Annotated in this window: 17 protein-coding genes; 1 reads left to right on the top strand and 16 read right to left on the bottom strand. The window is 57.2% G+C overall.

What is annotated here, in order from left to right; genetic code table 11:
• Positions 1–13: 13 nt before the first annotated feature.
• From PT964_RS05175 to PT964_RS05150, 6 genes are all read right to left on the bottom strand, one after another.
• Positions 14–943 (bottom strand): proline dehydrogenase family protein, encoded by a 930-nt coding sequence (locus PT964_RS05175; RefSeq protein ID WP_274362268.1) that lies wholly within the window; start codon positions 941–943, stop codon positions 14–16.
• 35 nt (positions 944–978) lie between these two features.
• Entirely contained in the window at positions 979–2532 is a 1554-nt protein-coding gene (gene pruA / locus PT964_RS05170) for an L-glutamate gamma-semialdehyde dehydrogenase (protein WP_274362401.1), read from the bottom strand.
• Between the two features lie 29 nt (positions 2533–2561).
• Complete coding sequence (locus tag PT964_RS05165; RefSeq protein WP_274362267.1) at positions 2562–3758, bottom strand: ornithine--oxo-acid transaminase; 1197 nt, start codon at positions 3756–3758, stop codon at positions 2562–2564.
• Positions 3759–3993: 235 nt separating this feature from the next.
• Complete coding sequence (locus PT964_RS05160) at positions 3994–5073, bottom strand: M42 family metallopeptidase (RefSeq protein WP_274362266.1); 1080 nt, start codon at positions 5071–5073, stop codon at positions 3994–3996.
• A gap of 28 nt (positions 5074–5101) precedes the next feature.
• Positions 5102–5566 (bottom strand): hypothetical protein, encoded by a 465-nt coding sequence (locus PT964_RS05155; RefSeq protein ID WP_425262674.1) that lies wholly within the window; start codon positions 5564–5566, stop codon positions 5102–5104.
• A gap of 93 nt (positions 5567–5659) precedes the next feature.
• Positions 5660–6565: a peptidylprolyl isomerase gene (locus PT964_RS05150; protein ID WP_274362264.1), complete on the bottom strand. Its 906-nt coding sequence runs from the start codon at positions 6563–6565 to the stop codon at positions 5660–5662.
• Positions 6566–6765: 200 nt separating this feature from the next.
• Here PT964_RS05150 and PT964_RS05145 point away from each other — a divergent pair, with 200 nt between their 5' ends.
• Positions 6766–7938: a M20 family metallopeptidase gene (locus PT964_RS05145; RefSeq protein ID WP_274362263.1), complete on the top strand. Its 1173-nt coding sequence runs from the start codon at positions 6766–6768 to the stop codon at positions 7936–7938.
• Between the two features lie 12 nt (positions 7939–7950).
• On the opposite strand, the gene PT964_RS05140 is transcribed toward PT964_RS05145, so the two are convergent.
• From PT964_RS05140 to PT964_RS05095, 10 genes are all read right to left on the bottom strand, one after another.
• Positions 7951–9291 (bottom strand): MDR family MFS transporter, encoded by a 1341-nt coding sequence (locus tag PT964_RS05140; RefSeq protein ID WP_274362262.1) that lies wholly within the window; start codon positions 9289–9291, stop codon positions 7951–7953.
• A 128-nt stretch (positions 9292–9419) separates the two neighbouring features.
• The gene (gene kapB, locus PT964_RS05135; RefSeq protein ID WP_274362261.1) at positions 9420–9809 is read right to left on the bottom strand and encodes a kinase-associated lipoprotein KapB; all 390 of its coding nucleotides are present in this window, start codon (positions 9807–9809) and stop codon (positions 9420–9422) included.
• 24 nt (positions 9810–9833) lie between these two features.
• Positions 9834–10319 carry a glutathione peroxidase gene (locus PT964_RS05130; RefSeq protein ID WP_274362260.1) on the bottom strand — a complete coding sequence of 162 codons (486 nt, stop codon included), beginning with the start codon at positions 10317–10319 and terminating at the stop codon, positions 9834–9836.
• A gap of 12 nt (positions 10320–10331) precedes the next feature.
• On the bottom strand, positions 10332–11174 hold the full coding sequence (locus PT964_RS05125) for a DegV family protein (RefSeq protein ID WP_274362259.1): 843 nt from the start codon (positions 11172–11174) through the stop codon (positions 10332–10334).
• Between the two features lie 40 nt (positions 11175–11214).
• Complete coding sequence (locus tag PT964_RS05120; RefSeq protein ID WP_274362258.1) at positions 11215–11544, bottom strand: thioredoxin family protein; 330 nt, start codon at positions 11542–11544, stop codon at positions 11215–11217.
• 11 nt (positions 11545–11555) lie between these two features.
• Entirely contained in the window at positions 11556–12596 is a 1041-nt protein-coding gene (locus tag PT964_RS05115; RefSeq protein WP_274362257.1) for a M42 family metallopeptidase, read from the bottom strand.
• A 29-nt stretch (positions 12597–12625) separates the two neighbouring features.
• The gene (locus PT964_RS05110; RefSeq protein ID WP_274362400.1) at positions 12626–14251 is read right to left on the bottom strand and encodes an Hsp70 family protein; all 1626 of its coding nucleotides are present in this window, start codon (positions 14249–14251) and stop codon (positions 12626–12628) included.
• 24 nt (positions 14252–14275) lie between these two features.
• The gene (locus PT964_RS05105) at positions 14276–16186 is read right to left on the bottom strand and encodes a hypothetical protein (RefSeq protein ID WP_274362256.1); all 1911 of its coding nucleotides are present in this window, start codon (positions 16184–16186) and stop codon (positions 14276–14278) included.
• Entirely contained in the window at positions 16183–16776 is a 594-nt protein-coding gene (locus PT964_RS05100; RefSeq protein ID WP_274362255.1) for a hypothetical protein, read from the bottom strand. Before PT964_RS05100 ends, PT964_RS05105 begins: the two co-directional genes overlap by 4 nt.
• Complete coding sequence (locus PT964_RS05095; RefSeq protein WP_274362254.1) at positions 16766–19606, bottom strand: DEAD/DEAH box helicase; 2841 nt, start codon at positions 19604–19606, stop codon at positions 16766–16768. Before PT964_RS05095 ends, PT964_RS05100 begins: the two co-directional genes overlap by 11 nt.
• Between the last annotated feature and the right edge of the window lie 105 nt (positions 19607–19711).

Genomic DNA, 19711 nt, shown 5'->3' with positions numbered 1-19711 from the left:
AGTTCGTAAGATTCTACTTGCGGAACAATCCTTTCAGAACGAAGAGAACATTCGCCGGCCTCTCCGCCAATCTTCGAGTAAAATACGGATACCACATTTCGCCGAAGGGAGTATACACTCGAACGCGGTAACCTTCCCCGGCAAGCCGTAGCTGGAGCGACGTCGATATGCCGAACAGCATCTGAAACTCGAATCGGTCCCGCGATATGCCGCGCTCCTTCGCAAAAGCAATCACCTTCGCGATGATCGCTTCATCGTGGGTTGCGACCGCCGTATACGCGCCCTGCAGCATATGCTTCTCCACAAGGCTTACATAATTCGCATCGACATCGGCTTTGTTCGGGAAAGCCACTTCCTTCGGCTCCTTATATGCGCCTTTCACGATCCGCAAATTGGCCCCGAGAGCGCCTAGACGCTCCCGATCCTCTTGCGTCCGATAAAGATACGATTGCAAGACGAGGCCGACGCGCTCCTTGCCGTACTGCTGAAGCAGCCGCACGAACAGAACGATCGTCACCTGTGTCACCGGAGAGTCCTCCATGTCGATTCGCACGAAATTGTTCGTCCGCTCGGCTTCATCCAATATGCGCTTCATCTGCTCCAGGCAAAATTCCGGATCGATCGCAAGGCCCAGCTGTGTCAGTTTAACCGAAAGATTGGAATGTAATCCATGCTTGCGGATCGCGCTCAGCACTTCGATCGCTTTGTCCGCGGCCGCGGCGGCAAGCCGCCTGTCGGAAACGCTTTCTCCCAAATAATCAAGCGTCGCCATCAGCCCTTGCTCGTTCAAGCCGCGCACGACGCGGATCGTCTCTTCAAGCTGCTCCGCCGCGACGAACCGGGCGACGCCGATTTTCATGCCGTACTTTTGGAAAAATCCGCTGACCGCGGGGTTGCCCGCCACGGTCAGCACCGCACTTCTCATAAATGAGTCGAAGCCCATTGGAGTGAACGCTCCCTTTTTCCCCTATTATCGATTTACAGCTTTTCAGAGCTTAGCTTCAGCTGCGTAAACTGCATCAAATAGTCCGGGCCGCCCGCTTTCGAATCGGTGCCCGACATATTGAAGCCGCCGAACGGATGGACGCCGACGAGCGCCCCGGTGCATTTGCGGTTAAAGTACAAGTTACCGACGTGGAACTCCTCGCGCGCCTTCTCGATATGCATCCGGTTGCGCGTGTACACCGAGCCGGTCAAGCCGTATTCGGTATTGTTGGCAATCTCAAGCGCATGCTCGAAGCTGTCGGCCTTCGTAAAGGCGAGAACCGGCCCGAATATTTCTTCTTGCATGATCCGGGCGTGCGGATCGACATCCGCGAAAATCGTCGGCTCGATGTAAAACCCGACGTCCGCCATCGGTGCGTTGCCTCCAGCCGCGAGACGGCCTTCTCCTTTGCCGATCTCGATATATTCGAGTATTTTTTTGTAAGCCGACTCGTCGACGACGGGACCGGTGATATTGCCCGGATCGGCCACATCGCCCACCTTCAGCTCTTTGGTAAGCTCCACCGCCCGATGCAGCACTTGCTCGTATACGTCTTTATGGATGATGGCGCGGGAGCATGCCGAGCATTTCTGCCCGGAGAAGCCGAAGGCGGACGCCACGATGCCGCGCGCCGCTTCCTCGAGATCCGCGTCCTTGTCGACGATGATGGAATCTTTCCCGCCCATCTCTCCGATATACCGCTTCAGCCACATTTGGCCGTCGCTCACCTTGGCCGACAGTTCGTGGATTCTGAGTCCTACGTCGCGGGAGCCGGTAAAGGCGATAAAACGGGTCAGCTTATGCTGTACGAGGAAATCGCCGATTTCCGCCCCGCTGCCCGGAACAAAGTTGACGACGCCGGCCGGCAGCCCCGCATCCTCCAATATTTCAAAAAATTTATAAGCGATGACCGGCGTCGTGCTGGCCGGCTTTAAAATTACCGTATTGCCTGCAACGACGGAAGCCGTCGTCATGCCGACCATGATCGCAAGCGGAAAGTTCCACGGCGGGATGACGATCCCGACGCCGAGCGGAATGTATTCGAGACGGTTGTCTTCTCCGGGATACGGCACCAGCAAATCGTTGGACCGCTTCGCCATACTGATCATTTGCCGTCCGTAGTATTCCATAAAGTCGATCGCTTCCGCCGAATCGGCGTCTGCTTCCGCACGGGATTTGCCGGCCTCGAGCATCAGCCAGGCGCTGAACTCGTGCTTGCGTCTGCGAAGTATGGCTGCCGTCTTAAACAGCAAGCCCGCACGCGCTTCCGGCGGAAATTTGGACCACGTCTTATACGCGTCGTATGCGGTTTGCATCGCTTTCTCCGCCATCCCCCGGTCAGCCTTGCTGATATGGCCGACAATTTCCGCTTTGCGCGACGGATTGATCGATTTCGATTTTTGCTCCGTCATGATGCGTTCTCCGCCGATGACCAGCGGAATCTCAAGGCCAATCTCTCCCCGCACCTTCGCGAGGGCGGCCTCGAACGTCTCCGTTTCCTTCGGGTCGGAAAAATTGCTGAAAGGCTCAGGCTTGTAAGGTACCATTGTCATAATCAAGTCAACTCCCTTAAAATTTATTGACTCTCGAGTACGCGCCGAACTTGCTCCAGCGCCCAATCGAGCTCATCTCTCGTCACGATTAACGGAGGGGCAAAGCGAATCACATGGTCGTGCGTTTCTTTGCACAGCAGACCGAGCTTCATCAGCGCCTCGCAATAAGGACGGGCCGAGCCTTTCATCTCCAAAGCGATCAGCAAGCCCCTGCCCCTCGCTTCGACAATGTCCGGATGCGATATCGCTTGAAGACGCTGTAAAAAATAATCCCCAAGCTCCAGCGACCGCGCAACGAGCCCTTCTTCCTCCATAACCTCGAGCGAAGCGACCGCAACCGCGCACGCGAGCGGATTCCCGCCGAAGGTGGAGCCGTGGGAGCCGGGCTCGAACACGCCGAGAATGCTTTCATCCGCGGCGATCGCCGAAACCGGAAGCACGCCGCCGCCGAGCGCCTTGCCCATAATGTACACATCCGGCACGACGTCCTCCCAGTCGCAGGCAAACCGTTTCCCCGTACGCCCGAAGCCGGTTTGAATTTCGTCCGCCATCAGCAAGACGTTCTTTTCCCGGCAAAGCTCGGAGACGGCTTTCAAATATCCTTCGGGCGGAATGACGATGCCCGCTTCTCCTTGAATCGGCTCGAGCAGGATCGCCGCCGTATTCGGCGTCACCGCCTCGCGCATCGCATCGATATCCCCGTAAGGCACGATGCGAAAGCCTGGCGTAAACGGGCCGAATCCTCGCCGGTACTCCTCGTCGGAAGAGAACGAGGTAATCGTTACCGTCCGGCCGTGAAAATTGCCGGAGCATACGATGATTTCCGCTTGATCCTGCGGCACCTTCTTCACATCGTAAGCCCAGCGGCGAGCCGTCTTGACGGCGGTTTCGACCGCTTCCGCACCGGTGTTCATCGGCAGCGCCATCGACTTGCCGGTAACAGACGCCAGTTTCTCGTAAAACCGGGCCATCGGCGCATTATAGAACGCTCGGGAAGTAAGCGTAACCTTGTCGGCTTGCTCCTTGAGCGCCGCAATGATTTTCGGGTGGCGGTGCCCCTGATTCAGTGCCGAATAACCGCTAAGCATGTCCATATACTTATTGCCTTCCGGGTCGTACACCCAGACTCCTTCGGCCCGATCGATCACGACCGGGATCGGATGGTAGTTGTGAGCGCCGAGCCGCTCGGTAACATCGATAATTTGCTTTGAAATGTTCAAGGGAACTCTCCTCTTTCGCAAGCATTCTTTTACCATATGTTACGCCAATACCTAGAAGTTGAACCACATCGAAAATTAGACGCTAAAAAAAAGTAAGCCTATAGACGGGGAAATGCCGCGAAAGCGCTTTCGTCTTATTATGTATTATAGTCCCGCCCGCAAGCAATAGGTTCACATGACGCATAAGCTAGCGGGCGGGTAACGATATCGTTTCCGAATCGGGTAAGACGATGTTCTATTCGTTGCGGACGATCGTATCGACGGTCGTGCGGTCGCAGCTCGTAACGAGCTTGACGAGAAGCTCCCTGGCCGCCTCATAATCGTCCGTATGGATGATGGCGGCCGCCGTATGAATGTATCGTGCCGGAATGCCGACAACGGCTGTCGGAACGCCTTTGCCGTGCAGATGCACGCGGCCGGCGTCCGTTCCGCCGCCCGGCGAGACGAAGTATTGATACGGAATCTTATGAGTTTCCGCCGTATCGCGGACGAACTCGACCATCAGGCGGTGCGTAATCATCGACCGGTCGAACAAGCGAAGCAGCGCGCCTTTGCCGAGCTGTCCGAACGCCGATTTATCGCCGGTGGCGTCGTTAGCGGGAGATGCGTCAAGTACGAAAGCAATATCGGGATTGATGAGCTGGGATGCGGTTTCGGCGCCGCGCAGCCCCATCTCCTCCTGTACGGTCGCTCCCGAATACACGACGTTCGGATGCGCTTGCCCTTGCAGCTCGCGAAGCAGCTCGATCGCAAGACCTACACCGTACCGGTTATCCCATGCCTTCGCCATAATTTTTTTCGGATTTGCCAGCGGCGTGAACGGGCATACAGGAACGATCGGCTGACCGGGCACGATGCCGATTGCTTCCGCATCCTCGCGGTCATCGGCTCCGATGTCGATAAACATATGGCCGATTTCCGTAGGCTTGCTCTTCGCAGCTTCATCCAGCAAGTGCGGCGGCGTCGAGCCGATCACACCGAAGACGGGTCCGTTCTTCGTCATAATCTGCATGCGCTGCGCCAGCAGCACTTGGTTATGCCATCCGCCCAGCGGTGCGAACTTAATCATTCCCTTGTCGGTAATGCTTGTGACCATAAAGCCCACTTCGTCCATATGCCCGGCCACCATAACGACCGGACCGGCCGGATCGCCGCGCTTGACACCGAATATACTGCCGATTCGGTCTTGAATGATCTCTTCGGACACCGGCTCAAGCTGGGAGCGCACGAATTTGCGCACAAGGTGCTCGAAGCCTGGGGCTCCTTGCAGTTCGGTTAATGTTCGGAATAATGACAGCGTATCTTCGTTTACCATTTGCGCTTCCCCCTAAGGTACGTCGCCGTTATTTTGACGGGTCGACATCTTCAAACAGCTTCTCGACGGATTTTCGGTCAAACTCGCCTTTCCGCTTGAACTCCAGCAGCTTTTCCTTCAATCGATTGGCGTAAGCTTCATCCTCATCCCCTTCAAGCACAGGCGCCGGATCGAACCATACGTACCCGCCGTCCGGCCCGTTGCGAAGATAAGGCACGGTCCACACGTCCGGGTAGCGAAACGGCTGCTCGTTAAATAAGATGCCCAGCACATCGTCCGATTCCAGCGGCAGCAAATAGTGAAAAAGCTCCTCCGCTCCGCCCGCCGCAATATTTCGGTGGATGTAGCTGTACTGAAGAAAATGCTCGCCCGTCGGATTGTCTTTGACAATGGCATAGCGCTCCGTTTCGGACTGTTCCAATATACGAACCTCCGAAAGCCGCTGTTCGAGCAGCTCGCCTGAAACCAGGGTCTGATTCCGCAATGACGTCATAGGTTCACCTGACTTTATAATAGTTCCACCTTAAAACCGCAACCATTATACCATAATCCTCCGATTTTAAGAAAAAAAAGCAAGACCGCGAGGTCATGCTTTTTCCAAGTAGTTTTCGGTTTTCGTCTTTCCTTTCAGCTCTTCGATATAAGGCTGAGCCTTTTGGCTTTTTTGCTGTTCGAACAGCGTTTCGCGAATTTCTTCTTTTTTCTCTTCAAGCGTGGCGGTGTGCGCGGGCTTTTTGTCCGTCACTTTAATAATGTGGTAGCCGTACGTCGTTTTCACGATATCGCTGAGCTGGCCTAAAGGGGTGTCGAACGCCGCTTTCTCAAACTCCGGCATCATTTGGCCCTTGCCGAAATAATCGAGATCGCCGCCATTTGCCGCGCTGACCGTATCCTTCGACTTCTCTTTAGCCAGCTTCGCGAAGTCCGCGCCTTCCTTCAGCTGCTTCAAGATCTCCTCGGCTTCTTCCTTCGTATCGACGAGAATGTGCGAAGCGCGAACTTGCTCCGGCGTCGAGAACGATTCTTTATTATCCTCGTAATACTTTTTGATATCTTCGTCCGTAATTTTAATTTGCGGCTCGAGCAGCTTGGTGAGCTCCACTTCCGTAACAAGCTCCTGCTTCAGCTGTTCCTCCGTTAAACCGGCGGCCGCAAGCTGCTGATTGAAAATTTCGTCCGATGGAAAATTCTTTTTAATTTTGCCCAGTGCATCGTTCAAGTCTTCGTCCGTGACTGTAATGTTTTCTTTCTTCGCCTCGTTCTTGATAAGCCGCTGCTCGATCATCGAATCGACGACCTGCGCGCCGCCTTGCTTCACCATCTGATCGTAAAGCTCCTGCGCCGTAATCGTCTCGTTGCCGACCTTCGCGACCGCTTCATTGCCGACCGCCGCGCCGCCGGCTCCGGTGCCGTTATTGTTTTGTACGAAGGCATAAACCGCAAATCCAACGGCCGTTACGCCAAAAAGAACCCATGGTACAACCTTGTTCATCTTTATTTCCCCCGTTGTTCGTTGATCGTCTTTTTTTACCGCAAGCCTAATGGTCGCATATTAGAACCAGTTTGTCCACTTTTTTGCAGTTCGTATTCATCGCCCGCAAGAAAAGCGAAAGCAACTATGATATAATCCGAGCATCGGAATTACAACTTATAGAGCATGAACTGCAGCAACCGAAAGGATGGATTTATCGTATGAAAGACACCGTGATGCGCCGGATCGACGAAATCGCCCCTCGTGTAAAACAAATCGCAGCGGCGATCGGCAACAAGCCGGAGCTCGGTTACGAGGAATTTTACGCTTATGAAACGTTAACCGCCGTGCTGAAGGAATTCGGCTTCCAAGTGCAAGAGCGGGTACTCGACATTCCAACCGCCTTCGTCGCGACGTACGACTCCGGCAAGCCCGGTCCCGTCGTCGCTTTATTAGCCGAATATGACGCGCTGCCGGAGCTCGGACATGCATGCGGGCACCATCTCATTTGCACGATGAGCGTTGCGGCGGCAACCGGCCTCGCTTCCGTCATCGGCGAATTCGGCGGCTCCGTCCGGGTGTACGGCACGCCGGCGGAAGAAACGGCCGGCGCCAAAGTGCCGATGGCCGAGGCGGGCATGTTCCGCGACGTCGAATTCGCCATGATGGCGCACCCGTTATATGCGTTCGAACGGTCCGGCACATCGCTGGCGATGGACGCGCTGCGCTTCGAGTTCAAGGGCAAGCCAGCGCACGCCGCCGCGAATCCGCACGAAGGCATCAACGCGCTGGATGCGGTGCTGATGCTGTTTAACAGCATTAACGCCATGCGCCAGCAATGCGAGAGCCACACGCGAATTCACGGGGTCATTACCGAAGGCGGCAAAGCGGCAAACATTATTCCGGATTACGCCCGCGCCGACTTCTATGTACGGTCCGCGAGACGCGCATATACGAACGTGCTTACCGAGCGCGTGAAAAAATGCGCCGAAGGCGCCGCGCTGCAAACGGGCTGCGAGCTCACGATCTCGAACTACGAATTTTCGTATGACGAGCTGCGCACGAACGAGACGCTATCCGGCATATTCACAAAAAATTTGGTCGAAATGGGCGTAGACGAATCCGAAATTCAAGATTGCCAAGATCTCGGCTCCGTCGACTTAGGCAACGTTTCGCTGCAGTGTCCGGCTATTCATCCGTATGTGAAGGTGGTCGATGAGAAGCATTCCTTGCATACCCGGGAATTCCGCGACCTTGCAATGAAGGATCGAGCGTTCGAAGGCATGGTGTTCGGCGCAAAGGCGCTGGCCGGAACCGCGTACGACGTCCTCAGCGACAAGGCGCTGCTGCGGGCCGTGCGCGAAGAATTCGAGCGCAATGTCCTTGGCAAATAAAAAAGCGAAAACTTAAGCTCCGGCAGACGAAACCGTTTCACTCGCAGATGACGATATGCTGCCTGCGAAACCGGCGGCGGAATCCGGGGCTTCTTCTTTGGTCCGGGCATCGAGCTGCCGTATAATTCCCGCGAATATGCCGATGCCCGCTCCTCCGACCGCTAATACGACAATTCCCATCGACCAGGAAGGAGCGATCGCGCCGAGCGAGACGGCGAGCGTGCCGATCATCATCGAGCCGGTACCGGAAAGACTGCCAATTGCCATATAAGCGCCGCGCGCATCGTCCGGCGCGATCGACCCTTGGTAAGCCATCCGGATCGGCACATTGACGATCTCGCCCCATGTAGCCAGCGCCATTGCGAGAATGAGCAGCCACGGCTCGTTGCTGTACATCTGGTATGCGTAACCGACGACGTAGAGCGCCATTCCGGCGAACAGCGTTTGCTTTTCCTTGAAGCGGCGCATCGCCGCCACGGCGAACATCGAAAACAGAACGACGAACAGCGTATTTTCCGTACGAAGCACTCCGAGCATCCGTACGCCGTCAATCGAGATTGACAGCTCTCCCCAAGAAAACAAAGAACGAACACCCATCTCATCCGCCAATCGTACGCCGACGTAGTTGGATAGATGAAATTCGGATGAGAGGATGAGCAGGTTGGAGAGCATGAACAGCATGAATACCCGGTCTCGCAGCACGCGCCCATAGCTTTGCAGCACCGCCCCGAACCCGGAGGCCGGAGCCGCAGCGCCTTCCGCCCCGCCCTCTCGATTCGGGAAATACGTTTCTCCGATTTTCCATACGGTCACGGCAGCCGATACGACAGACATGACCGCAAGCACGATCAGCAAACCGGTTAAATGGGAATCGAACCAGTACGCCCCAAGCATGCCGCCCAGCGCGATCGCCAAATTGTTCGACCAATAAAAATAAGAGTACATGAACTTTCTTTCGTCCGGCTTTGTAATATCCAGCATCATGCCGTCGGAGGACGGGCCGAACAGCCCCCATCCGATATTGACGCCCAGCGCGGCGGCGAGCGTCAGCCAAGGAGAATCGAGCCAGTGCGATGTCGACAGCGCCATAATGGCGTATGACGACAACCATACCAGTTCTCCCGCCACCATCAGCTTCTTTCTTCCGATCCTGTCGGACCAGTAGCCTGATAGAAAGCTTGTAACAAATCCGAGGACGACTCCGCCCGTTAACGCGATCCCCGCGATGCCTGCGCCTAATTCTCTGGCAAAATAAATGGCCATATACGGAATGACCATGTTAAATATCAGCGACCCGAAAAAGTTGAGCGCGATCCGGATCCTTATGTTCGGGTGAAAATCACGAAATTTCATAGAACGGCTTGGTTCCCCCATTTTGTCTTTGTTTGATTTGATTTCTCGGTTCGGGCGCCGCAAAAAAGCCCTTTATCCATAACGATAAAAGGCTTTCGAAGGTTGCATTGCAAAGTAAATAAACCGGCTTATGTAAAATAATCTTTCGCAAGCTCGCGCAGCTCGGCCGCGCACCGCTGCCCGAACGGCGTGTTCATCGCTTCGCAGGCTTCCGTTTCCTTAGCGAGCGCTTCGCGAAGCGACGAAGTATAGTCCGGAGCCGTTTCCCCGTCCCATGGCTTCAGCAGCCCGACAGGAACATTCGCCACCTCGCGGTAAGCGAGCGCCCTTCGCTGATGAAAGAAAGGCACGTCCGCCTGCATCGGATGGTGAAGATCGCCCTGCGTCGGATGCTTCAGAACGGCAAGCGTCCGCACCTTCGCCCGATGGCCGTCGACGCTTACAAGCTCGCCGACATACATTCCGCTTTTATACGGCGCAACGACCAGCTGTCCCGCTTCCCATAACGTGTTGTCCATGGCTTCCTCCTTACGCCCTACGCCTTACGCGTTAAGCTCCCGCTCGATCGCTTCGCGGAGCACCCTGTCCTCCGGCGCGATTTGGCTGGAATAACGTCCCTTCACTTGCCCGTCCTTGCCGATGAGAAACTTCTCGAAGTTCCATTTCACATCGCCGGTTTCCGGGGCGTTCGCCGTTAAAAACCGGTATACCTCGTGGTTGTCTTCGCCGAGCACCTTCACCTTGTCGAACAAGTCGAACGTCACGCCGTAATTGACGGAACAAAACCGCTCAATTTCTTTGATCGTTCCCGGCTCCTGCGCGCCGAAATCGTTCGACGGGAAGGCGGCGATCCGAAACCCGCGATCCTTATACTCGCGGTACAGTTGCTCCAGTCCCGCATATTGGGGCGTAAACCCGCACTGAGAAGCCACGTTCACGACAAGCAGCACGTTGCCCTTGTACTCGCTTAAGCCCCGTTCATTCCCTTTCGCGTCCTTCGCTTGCAAATCATAAAAACCGTTCGACATTTGGTTCGCCTCCTAATAAGATATGACAAGTCCGCCTTCTCCCGCATACGTTCCGATCACCGGACCCATTTCGGAAATGACGGCTTCTTGAAACGCATATTTGCCCAAGATCGTTTGCAGCAATTCCTTCGCGCGGTCTTCGCAATTGCTGTGGGCAATCGCCAAAACCCGCTTTTCTACGCTGTCCTTCACCTCGTCGATCATGTCGACGATCCGTTTCACCGCATTTTGGGTGCCGCGAACCTTTTCAAACACTTGGATCGTCCCTTCCGGGCTGGCCCTCATCACGAGCTTGATGTTCAGGATCGAAGCAACGGCGCCGCGAACCCGGTCGAGCCGCCCGCCTTTGATAACATTCTCCAGCGTATCGAGCGTGAAATACGTCTTTGTTTCCTCGATGGTGTGCTTCAGGAATTGAACGATATCCGAATGCGGAAGTCCTTCCTTCACCAGCTTGGCGGCCCGATATGCAAGCATGCCGAGCCCCGACGAGGCGGTTCTGGAATCCAGCACTTCAATCGGTCCCGCATTCGGATTTTCGGCGAGAAACAGCTCGCGGGCCAGCACCGCATGATCGAACGTGCTGCTTAAACCCGAGGACAAGCTGAGGACGATCATCGATTCGCCGGGAGGCACGCTTCGGTACGCCTCCATAAAAGCGTGCGGAGACGGGGAGGATGTTTTCGGCAATTCCGCCGACTCCTTCATCTTCTTATAAAAATCGCGCTTCTCCATCTCCGATGTAAAGGTGTCGTTCCCGATTTGAACGCCTAACGGCACAATCTTGATGTTCCAATCGGCGCGCAGCTGCTCCGGAAGGTCGGCGCCGCCGTCCGAAATGATATGGATGGCCATAAAAGCTCACTTACTTTCGATATATGATGGTTGCCGCCAATTATAGCAATCGTTCGCGTATTTTAGCCAGCAAAAAATCGGCAGAAGTCATGCGGTACAGCTTTTCCTTCACTCTTTTTCCTTCCGCGAAAGCAAGGCAAGGGACGCTCTCGATCCTCCACTCCTTCGTGAGGGCGGGCAAATAATTAATATCGCTTTTATAGACGGCTGCGCCGGGTTCGATCGCTAATGCGACCGACAGCATCTTCTCTCCCACCTTGCACGTACCGCACCAAGGGGTATAAATGTATACGGCAAACGGCGCGGCGTCTCTCCAAAGCATCTCGAGCAGCTCCCGCTCGGTTCGCTCCTGTATGGACGGGATCGGCATTGCGGAAGCCTCTACGATAAGTAAGCGAGAAGCAGCGTAAACGTATGATGCAGCGCGTCGACGTGCGTCCGCTCCATGCCGTGCGAGGCGTGTACGCCCGGGCCGACCAGCGCCGCACGGATATTGTGTCCGCCGCGCAGCGCCGCCGACGCGTCGGAGCCGTAGCTCGGATATATGTCGACCGCGTAAGACAAACCGTGCTCCTTGGCAAGCTCGATCAGTCTTGTCGTCATGTGCCAGTCGTAAGGGCCGGTGGAGTCCTTCGCGCAGATCGATACGTCCCGTTCCGTGCAATTCAAGTCGTCCCCCATGGCGCCCATATCGACGGCGATCATCTCCTCGACTCCGTCCGGAATATAGGAGGAGCCGTGTCCGATCTCTTCGTAGTTGGAAACGAGCAGCTTTACGGTCCGCCGCGGCTTGCTTTTCGTCCGCGCATAATGCTCCAGCAGCGACAGCAGCACGGCCACGGACGCTTTATCGTCCAAGTGGCGCGATTTAATAAAGCCGTTCGGAAGCAGCACGGGCCGCGCATCGAACGAGATCGCGTCTCCCGCGGAAATGCCGAGCGCCTCCACATCCTCCTTGGAACGCACGGGCTCGTCAAGGCGAATCTCGTAGTTTCCTTCGTCTCTCTTGAACTCGCGCGCATCCTCGTACACATGAACCGAAGGCTTCGTCGTCAGAATCGTGCCGGAATACGTTTGTCCGCCGCGCGTATGAATGAGGCAGTACTCGTTCTCGATCGACTGCATCATAAATCCGCCGACGCGCGTAAACCGCAGCGTACCCGCGCTCTTAATCGAGCGCACCATCGCGCCGAGCGTATCGATATGCGCGGAAAGCAGCGTTGCGGATCCCTCTTCCGCTCCCTGCACCGTAATGACGCCGCCGCCCTTGGCTGTATTTTGTACCGTAAAGCCGAACTTCGCCGATTCCTGCTCCACAAGCCGCATCGCAAGATGCGTATAGCCGGTCGGGCTCGGACAGCGCAGCAGACGTTCGAGCACGTCCAAGGCATATGCTTCGTTCATTCGTAATGGTTCGTTCATAGGACCGCTCTCCTCATGAATCCGTAATATCATTCGTTCGATTTGACGGACACGTTCCAGCCCGAGTCCGCCAGCTCGATTTCCTCGACGCCGATTTCGCTTTTGAACAAATTGTCATATGCGGTTACTTTGAGCCTTTGGGATTTATCGATCGCGTAGGTGATCGTAATCCGGCTGACGTCATGCGTCCCCGGATGCGGCCGAATGTTCATGCGCCATACGATCGGCCTTCCCCATTTTTGCAGCGGCTCGTATTTGTCGGCGCCTTGCCGCTTCACCATCGGAGCGATCTCGATTTTGGTTTGGTTCGGCTTCATCGTGGCGATCCGCTTCGTCTTTCGAATCGGATAAATGTCCGTCGCCGCGATGACCTCGATCGTTTCCCTCCCGGCATGGTTGTAAATACCGATCGACGTATTGACGACGTCGCCCACCAGCCATTCCGCTTCGCTGCGGGTATATCTTGCGTTTCCCCGGGCGATGCGCGTCTGCAGATGCTCCTCGTCCCACACGATTCTTGCGTTCGGATACAGCTCCTCCAGCACATCGGGAACGAACGGAACGAGACTGCTGCCGCCAGACAGCAGCACGGCGCCGATATCTTTGCGCCCTAGCCGGGTTAACGCCGCGAATTGATCGTTCAGCCGCTTGATGCCGTCCATCATGATCTGACGCGGCTTCTCCGTAATCCGGAAAAAGTCTTCCGCCGTAACGGTGACGCCGGCAATCCCTTCATCAACGCCCGGCATCAGCGGAGGGATGTCCAGAGTGACTTCGGACTCGCGGGAAAGCTTGCGCTTGACGGCTTCCGCCGTCGACTTGAGATGATGGTAGAACGTATACTTCGGATGCGTCTTCAGCTTGTGCAGCCGTTCCGGATCCTCGAACAGCTCCAGCGCAATCGATTCGCACACCGGATTGCCTTGCGACTTGCCGATTTCGACGAACCGCTTCACCAAGCAATCGTCGAGATCGTCCCCGCCGAGGTCAAGACCCAGCTTGGCGATCACCTTCCCGTGATAGCGGTTGCTGTCGTCTTCTTCAGGGTCCAAATACGGATGATACACGACGGCCGGCCTGTGGTCCTGCGTTTCTTCCTTATCCATAACGGCCATATCGAGCGTGCCGCCGCCGAAATCGAATACGAGCGCATACTTCGCCGGAATGAGCCGGCAATCCCACAGCACCGACACCGGTTCGTCCAGAAACCATATTTGGGACGGCTCCAAGCCGAGCCGTTCGGCGGCCGCTTCCATCATCGATTTCCGGCGTTCGTCGTAGTTGACCGGAAGCGATAACGCAAGTCTTTCGATCCGCTCCGGGTGCTCGATGCCCGCCCGCCGCAGCAGCTCCCTTAAAAATATCGCAATCAGCTCCACGATGCCGTAACGCTCTCCGTCAATCGTCATTGCGAAATCCGGCGACCTTCGGAGCTCGGTCTTCAGCGACAGGACCGACCGCTCGCGCAGCTTGCCGAGCGCCGCCGATTGGTGGCCGATCAGCCATTCGCCCTCCGTCCCCATGGACAAAATCGTGCGAATGAGATACGGCTCCTCCCCTTCGTCCAGCCGCTTCATCTCCACGCGTCCGGTCATCGGATCGAGCACCGCCACAGAGCTGTTGGTCGTACCGAAATCAATGCCCACATACAGCATATCCGACAAAGCGCATCCCCCTCGCTATAAATTTTTAAGATCGTCTAAAAGACTGCGCACCTGCTTTTGGTCCGCCCACTCCGCTCTTACAAGCACCCGGGCGAGCAGATCGCCGCTTTCCGCATCCACGGCGCCCGGACGAACGATTCGATACTGCATTCCCTTGTCCGACAGCGGCGTATCCGTTTCAAACTGAACCCAATCGCCGCTGCGCTTCAGCCATTCCTCCACGGCCGCATGCTGCTCCTTCGGGTCCTCTTTCGTGCCGAGCCAGCGAAATTTCAACAGCCGCGTAAACGGAAAATCGCCTTCGCCGCCGCGAAATTTCCGCCAGTCGTTCTCGTGCCGCTGCAGCCAGCCGTTCACGGCCGCGCGCTTATCGCTTGCAAGAACGCCCGCCAGCTGCGTAAGCTGACGCTCGCTTTGCTCCGTAAGCTTGAAGCTGCCCTGCTCAAGCCATTCGTAGAACAGCTGGAGCAGATGCTTTCTCGCGGACGCTTGCCGGATGCCGTCTCCGCGAAACAGCGGCGACAGCGTTTGCGGCGGAACCTCGAACATCGGCAGCGCCTCGGGCAGCGCCTTCGTTCCATGAACGAAGGAGTAGAACGCTTCTTTATCATGTTTAGCCAAATAAGCGTAAAACGAAACGATCAGCTCTTGGTCGACGCCTCGGCGGATGCCTTCGGCGAACAGCCGGCAAAGCTTGCGGATAATGTCTTCCGGCGTGACCGCCGCTTCCCCGGTTTGGCTGCGCAGCAGCCGCTGCTGCAAGCTTTCCGGATCGAGGCAAAACACCCACGCCAAACGGTCGAATTCGGTCTCCGGCGCCGCCTGCGCAAAAAGGGCGGCGAAGGTGTCCCAATGGGTTAGCAGCACGCCCTCCCGAAGCAGCTTCCTTCGTTCGGGGGCGGGCAATGCCGACCGGATGAGCAGCGAAAACAGCCCGGAATGGCTATCTTTTGCTTGCTCAAACAACGCCTCTTCCATTCCGGACGCCTGAAAGACGGCGGAGATGACCGATTGAGCCAGCTCCGGTTCCCGATCGTGCACATCCGCGGCCAATTTCAGCGCAAAGCGCTGACGGCCAGCCGGATCGATTGCGCTTCGGGTCATTTCGCTTTTGCTGATGAACGAAGCCAGCCAGCCGGAGAACAGCTGCGCCTCTCCGCGGTTAGCCGACAGCCATCCCCCTATGCCGGACACATCCCCGCTTTCCGCCCAAGCCATCCATTGATCGGCGGCGACAGCGCCGGGCGGGAGCAGCAAGCTGTCGCAAATTGCCGCAGTTCGTTCATACGGGCGCGGGATACCGCGGTGAACGATATATTGGAGCATGCGGTCCTTTAGGAATGCGCCGCGAAGCAGCTTGGACGGCGCTTCCTTCTTCCGCCGTTCGTACCGCAGTTCCACCGATTTGAGCTCCGCCTTCAAATCTTCTTCGAAGCTTTCTTCGCCCCATTGTTCTTCAATCCCGCGTTTCTCTTCCTTGCATTCCTTATCGAGCTTCGCGAGCTCCGCTTGTAACGCCTTCTTGTATGCCCCATGACGCTCGAGATTATATTTTATTTCGCTTTGAAGCCTCTCTACCCCTGCTTCCCAACGCTCTTTGCCGTAAAATTGCGCGAGATCGTTAGACGCGGTCCGAAGCAAAGTAAGACGGGCATGGTCGAGCGGAACGCCGAAGATGAGCTCATACCCGAGGTCATACTGAACAAAGTCGGCGATTCCCGTCAAGCTTCCCTTCTCGACTCCCGCGGTCCGCTCGCCTTCCCAGCCGAGCCAAAACTCGCTTGACTCTTCTTCGGACATGATCAGCCACTCAAGCAAGTAATACGGATTCGTCTCTTGGCGCACCGCGGTCATTTTGTCCATGAAGGATGCGTTTTTGTAGGCATGGATAAACCGTCGAAGCCAGCCTTCCGTGACACGGTTCAACTGGGAGACTCCCCTTTCCTGCTGCGCGTGTATATCGTTTCAAGCCACTCCGCGAACGCGACGTCCCGGTTCCAGAACGGCGGGTCCTCGGCATGCGGCGCGATCGGGGACGCTGCAGGCGTTTCCTGCCCGATGCGAAGCGGGAGCTCGCTCTCGTATTCCGGCGGCTCCGAGTGCGTTCGAATCATTGTGCGTCTTCGCTGATGTACGGCTTGCGAAGCATCCTCTAAGCTAAAGCCGCGTACGTCGAGCCAAGTCCAAGGCTTGATCTTAGCTTGCTCGCGCAAGCGGAATAGAATCGAAACGGCATGTCTGCAAGGCTGGTTCCTCCCGCAATTGCAGCTGGACTGCCAGCCGTCCTCCGCCGCTCCGGCAGCTTTCCGGTCTTGCTCCGTCATCGCGCCTGTCAACCATCGCCCGTAGAGAAACGCGTCGGAGGACAGCGAGTCAACGATGCGTTCCTTCTCTTCTGCGGTGTACTGCGGAATCGTCCACTTCGCCGTATATTTTCTTGACGGTGCGTCTTCGATTTCGCCTTCGACGATCCCGGGAGCGATCAGCAGTTCCGGTTTGACGATGTTATCTCGCATACGTGCCTCCAAGCTCCGTTTCGTCCTCGAACACGATTTCTTGCCGAAGCGTGAGCAGCTGTTTCAATTCGTCGTCGTTCCACTCCGTCAGCCAACGCTCGCCGGAGCCGACAACGCCTTCGGAAAGCCGCTCCTTCTCCTGGAGCAGCCTGTCGATCGACTCCTCCAGCGTGCCTTTCGTAATCAGCTTCCATATTTCAACGTCGGACTTTTGGCCGATCCGGTAAATGCGGTCCGTCGCCTGCCGCTCCGCCGCCGGGTTCCACCAGCGGTCATAATGAATGAGCCGGGTCGCTCTCGTCAGGTTTAGTCCGAAGCCGCCGGTTTTCAGCGACAGAACGAGGACGGCCGGGCCGTCTTCCTCTTCCTGGAACGATCGGACGATGCGTTCCCGTTCCTTGGCAGGCGTCCGTCCGGTAATAACTTCAATGCGTTCGGGACGCGTGCGCTCCAAATATTGCTTGAGCAAATTAGCCATTGCGGCGTATTGGGTGAAGATGACGCACCGTTCCCCGCTCTCTCTCGATTCGGCGAGCAGCTCCGTAAGACGCAGCAGTTTCCCGGAATCCGGCTTTCCGATCGTCGGCCGCTTCAACGCGTGCGCCGGTTCGTTGCAAATTTGCTTCAGCCGCGTAATCGCCGAAAGAATGGCTCCTCTTCGCGCCATGCCCGACGCGGTTTCCAGCGTGCGCGCCAATCGGTCCACTTCGCTGCGGTACAGCTCCGCTTGGGTTTTCGTTAAAGCGCACAGGCTCGTAAGCTCAAGCTTCTCCGGAAGATCGTTGATGACGGCAGGATCGGTTTTTACCCGGCGAAGGACGAACGGCTGAATGAGCTTGTGCAGCTTTTCCGCCGTTGCTTCGTTCCGGTGGCGTTCGATCGGCACCGCGTATTTCGACTTGAACGAGCGCTCCGAGCCCAAGTAACCGGGGTTGATCCATTCGAAGATGGACCACAGATCGGACAGCCGGTTCTCGATCGGCGTTCCGGTCATGGCAATCCGGTGAGCGCTCGCTAGCGTTCGGACGAAGCGGGCAAGCTGGGTGCCCGCATTCTTAATATATTGCGCCTCATCGAGCGTCACTGCGTCCCATTGGACGGCTGCAAACGATTTCCGGTCCCTCAGCGCGGTGGAATAGGACGTCAGCACGACGTCATGCGCTTCCGCTTTCGCTTGGAAGGACGCACCTTTCGCCCGCTGCGGGCCGTAATGCAGGTGTACCGACAGCGAAGGCGCAAACCTTTCCAGCTCCCGTTCCCAGTTGCCAAGCACCGATGTCGGGCAAATCAGCAGCAAGGGCGACGGTGTTGCCGACGTTGCTGGCGTCGTCGGCGACGTGCGGCGGCTGTAAAGCGCATAGGCGATCCATTGCACCGTTTTCCCCAAGCCCATATCGTCGGCGAGGCACGCTCCGAAGCCGAGCTCTCTCAGCCGAATCAGCCACGTAAAGCCTCTCCGCTGATATTCGCGAAGCGAGCCTTTGAGCTCCGGCGGCTGGGGCAGAACGGGGTCGCGAGCCGTTTCCGTCCCAGCGTCCGGCGTCCGAAGCGATTGCAGCGACCGAATATACGATTCCAGCCTTTCGTTTGCAAAAATGCCGGTGATCGGCATATCGCCACTGGTCGCGCTTCGTCCGCGCGTTTGGTTCGATGTCCTTGCTTCTCCCATGTCTTGGGACAGCGCCAAGTGGATCATTTCCGCCCATGAAAGCTCGCCGGCACGATCGTTGCCTGCGGCAAACCGACGAACGGCATCCTTTACCTTGGACGTAAGGCGAAACCACTTTCCGTTATGCTGCTGCATCGGCAGCGATGCGTTTACAATCGCTTCGAGCTGCCGCTCATCCGCCGCTTCGCCGCCGATCGTCAGCTCGCTCCGGTACGACAGCAGGGTGGACAGCCCCAGATGCGCGCGTGCGGCCGGGGACGGCTCGGCGGTATCGCCGGCTGCGGGAAATGCGCCGCCTGCGTTGGCCGGCGGCTCCGTCACGCGGAGCGCCACGCCGATCGGCGCAGGCTGCTTCCACCAGTCGGGCAGGAAGACGGTGAAGCCTTTCAGCTCGAGCTCATGCGCACCGTGCTCGAGCAGCTCCGCCGCCTCCTCCGGGGCGAGGCGGCAATGCTTCGGCGCGTAAGCCGGGGCTGCGCGAAGGAGCGGCGGGTACACCGCCGCCGCGCTCGCGAGCCCGGCCGCGAGCCGGGCGCTTGCCGCCGGGTACGTCCGGCGGCGAAACACCGGGTCGGCCGCCGGGGCCGACCAAACCGCCTCCGCCGGGATGAACGATCCCGGCGCGTCCTCCGGCTGCAAGCCGGGCTCGAGCAGCCATGCCGCACCGGGAACCTCCGGATCGGCCGGTTCCCGCAGCACGAAGGCGATCCGGTACTCGGCCGTCCGCCTGGATTCTACGACGGCGTCGTTCCACGCCTCCATATCCTCCGCGATCCACTCGAGACCGGATGCGTCGGCCCGCTCGTCGCCGAGCAAGCCGGCGACCCACACCTCCAGCGGCGTATGCGGCACGCCGTATCTCGGACGAAGCGCCTCATACGCTTCTTTCCTCGCCCGCTCGCCGAGACGCTCGCGAACGGCCCGGTCCACGGCGTCTTCGATCCGCCGCTTTACCGCTTCCGCCGGCAAGGAATCGGATCCGTTCCAAGTCGCCCACAGCTCCGCAACTTCCGGGTCGCCCCACAGCGGCTTCCACATCCCGCGCAGCGAACCGGAGGCCGAATCGCCCGAATCGTCGACCGACGGAACAAACAAGCCTAATTTCACAATTTGTTCGGCCAAATATTCAACTGTATGTGTATTTCGGCTAGCCGTTGGCACTGGCACAACTCCCGAAAAAAAAGGTAAAAGGTGTAACTAATAGCATACCAAACGGAAAGCCGTCCCCGCAACGCGACCGCCGCTTGCTCGTTTAATGCATAATTA

Source organism: Paenibacillus thermotolerans (assembly GCF_028745515.1).
Lineage (GTDB): Bacteria > Bacillota > Bacilli > Paenibacillales > YIM-B00363 > Paenibacillus_AE > Paenibacillus_AE thermotolerans.
This window is presented reverse-complemented; position numbering and strand designations above follow the sequence as displayed.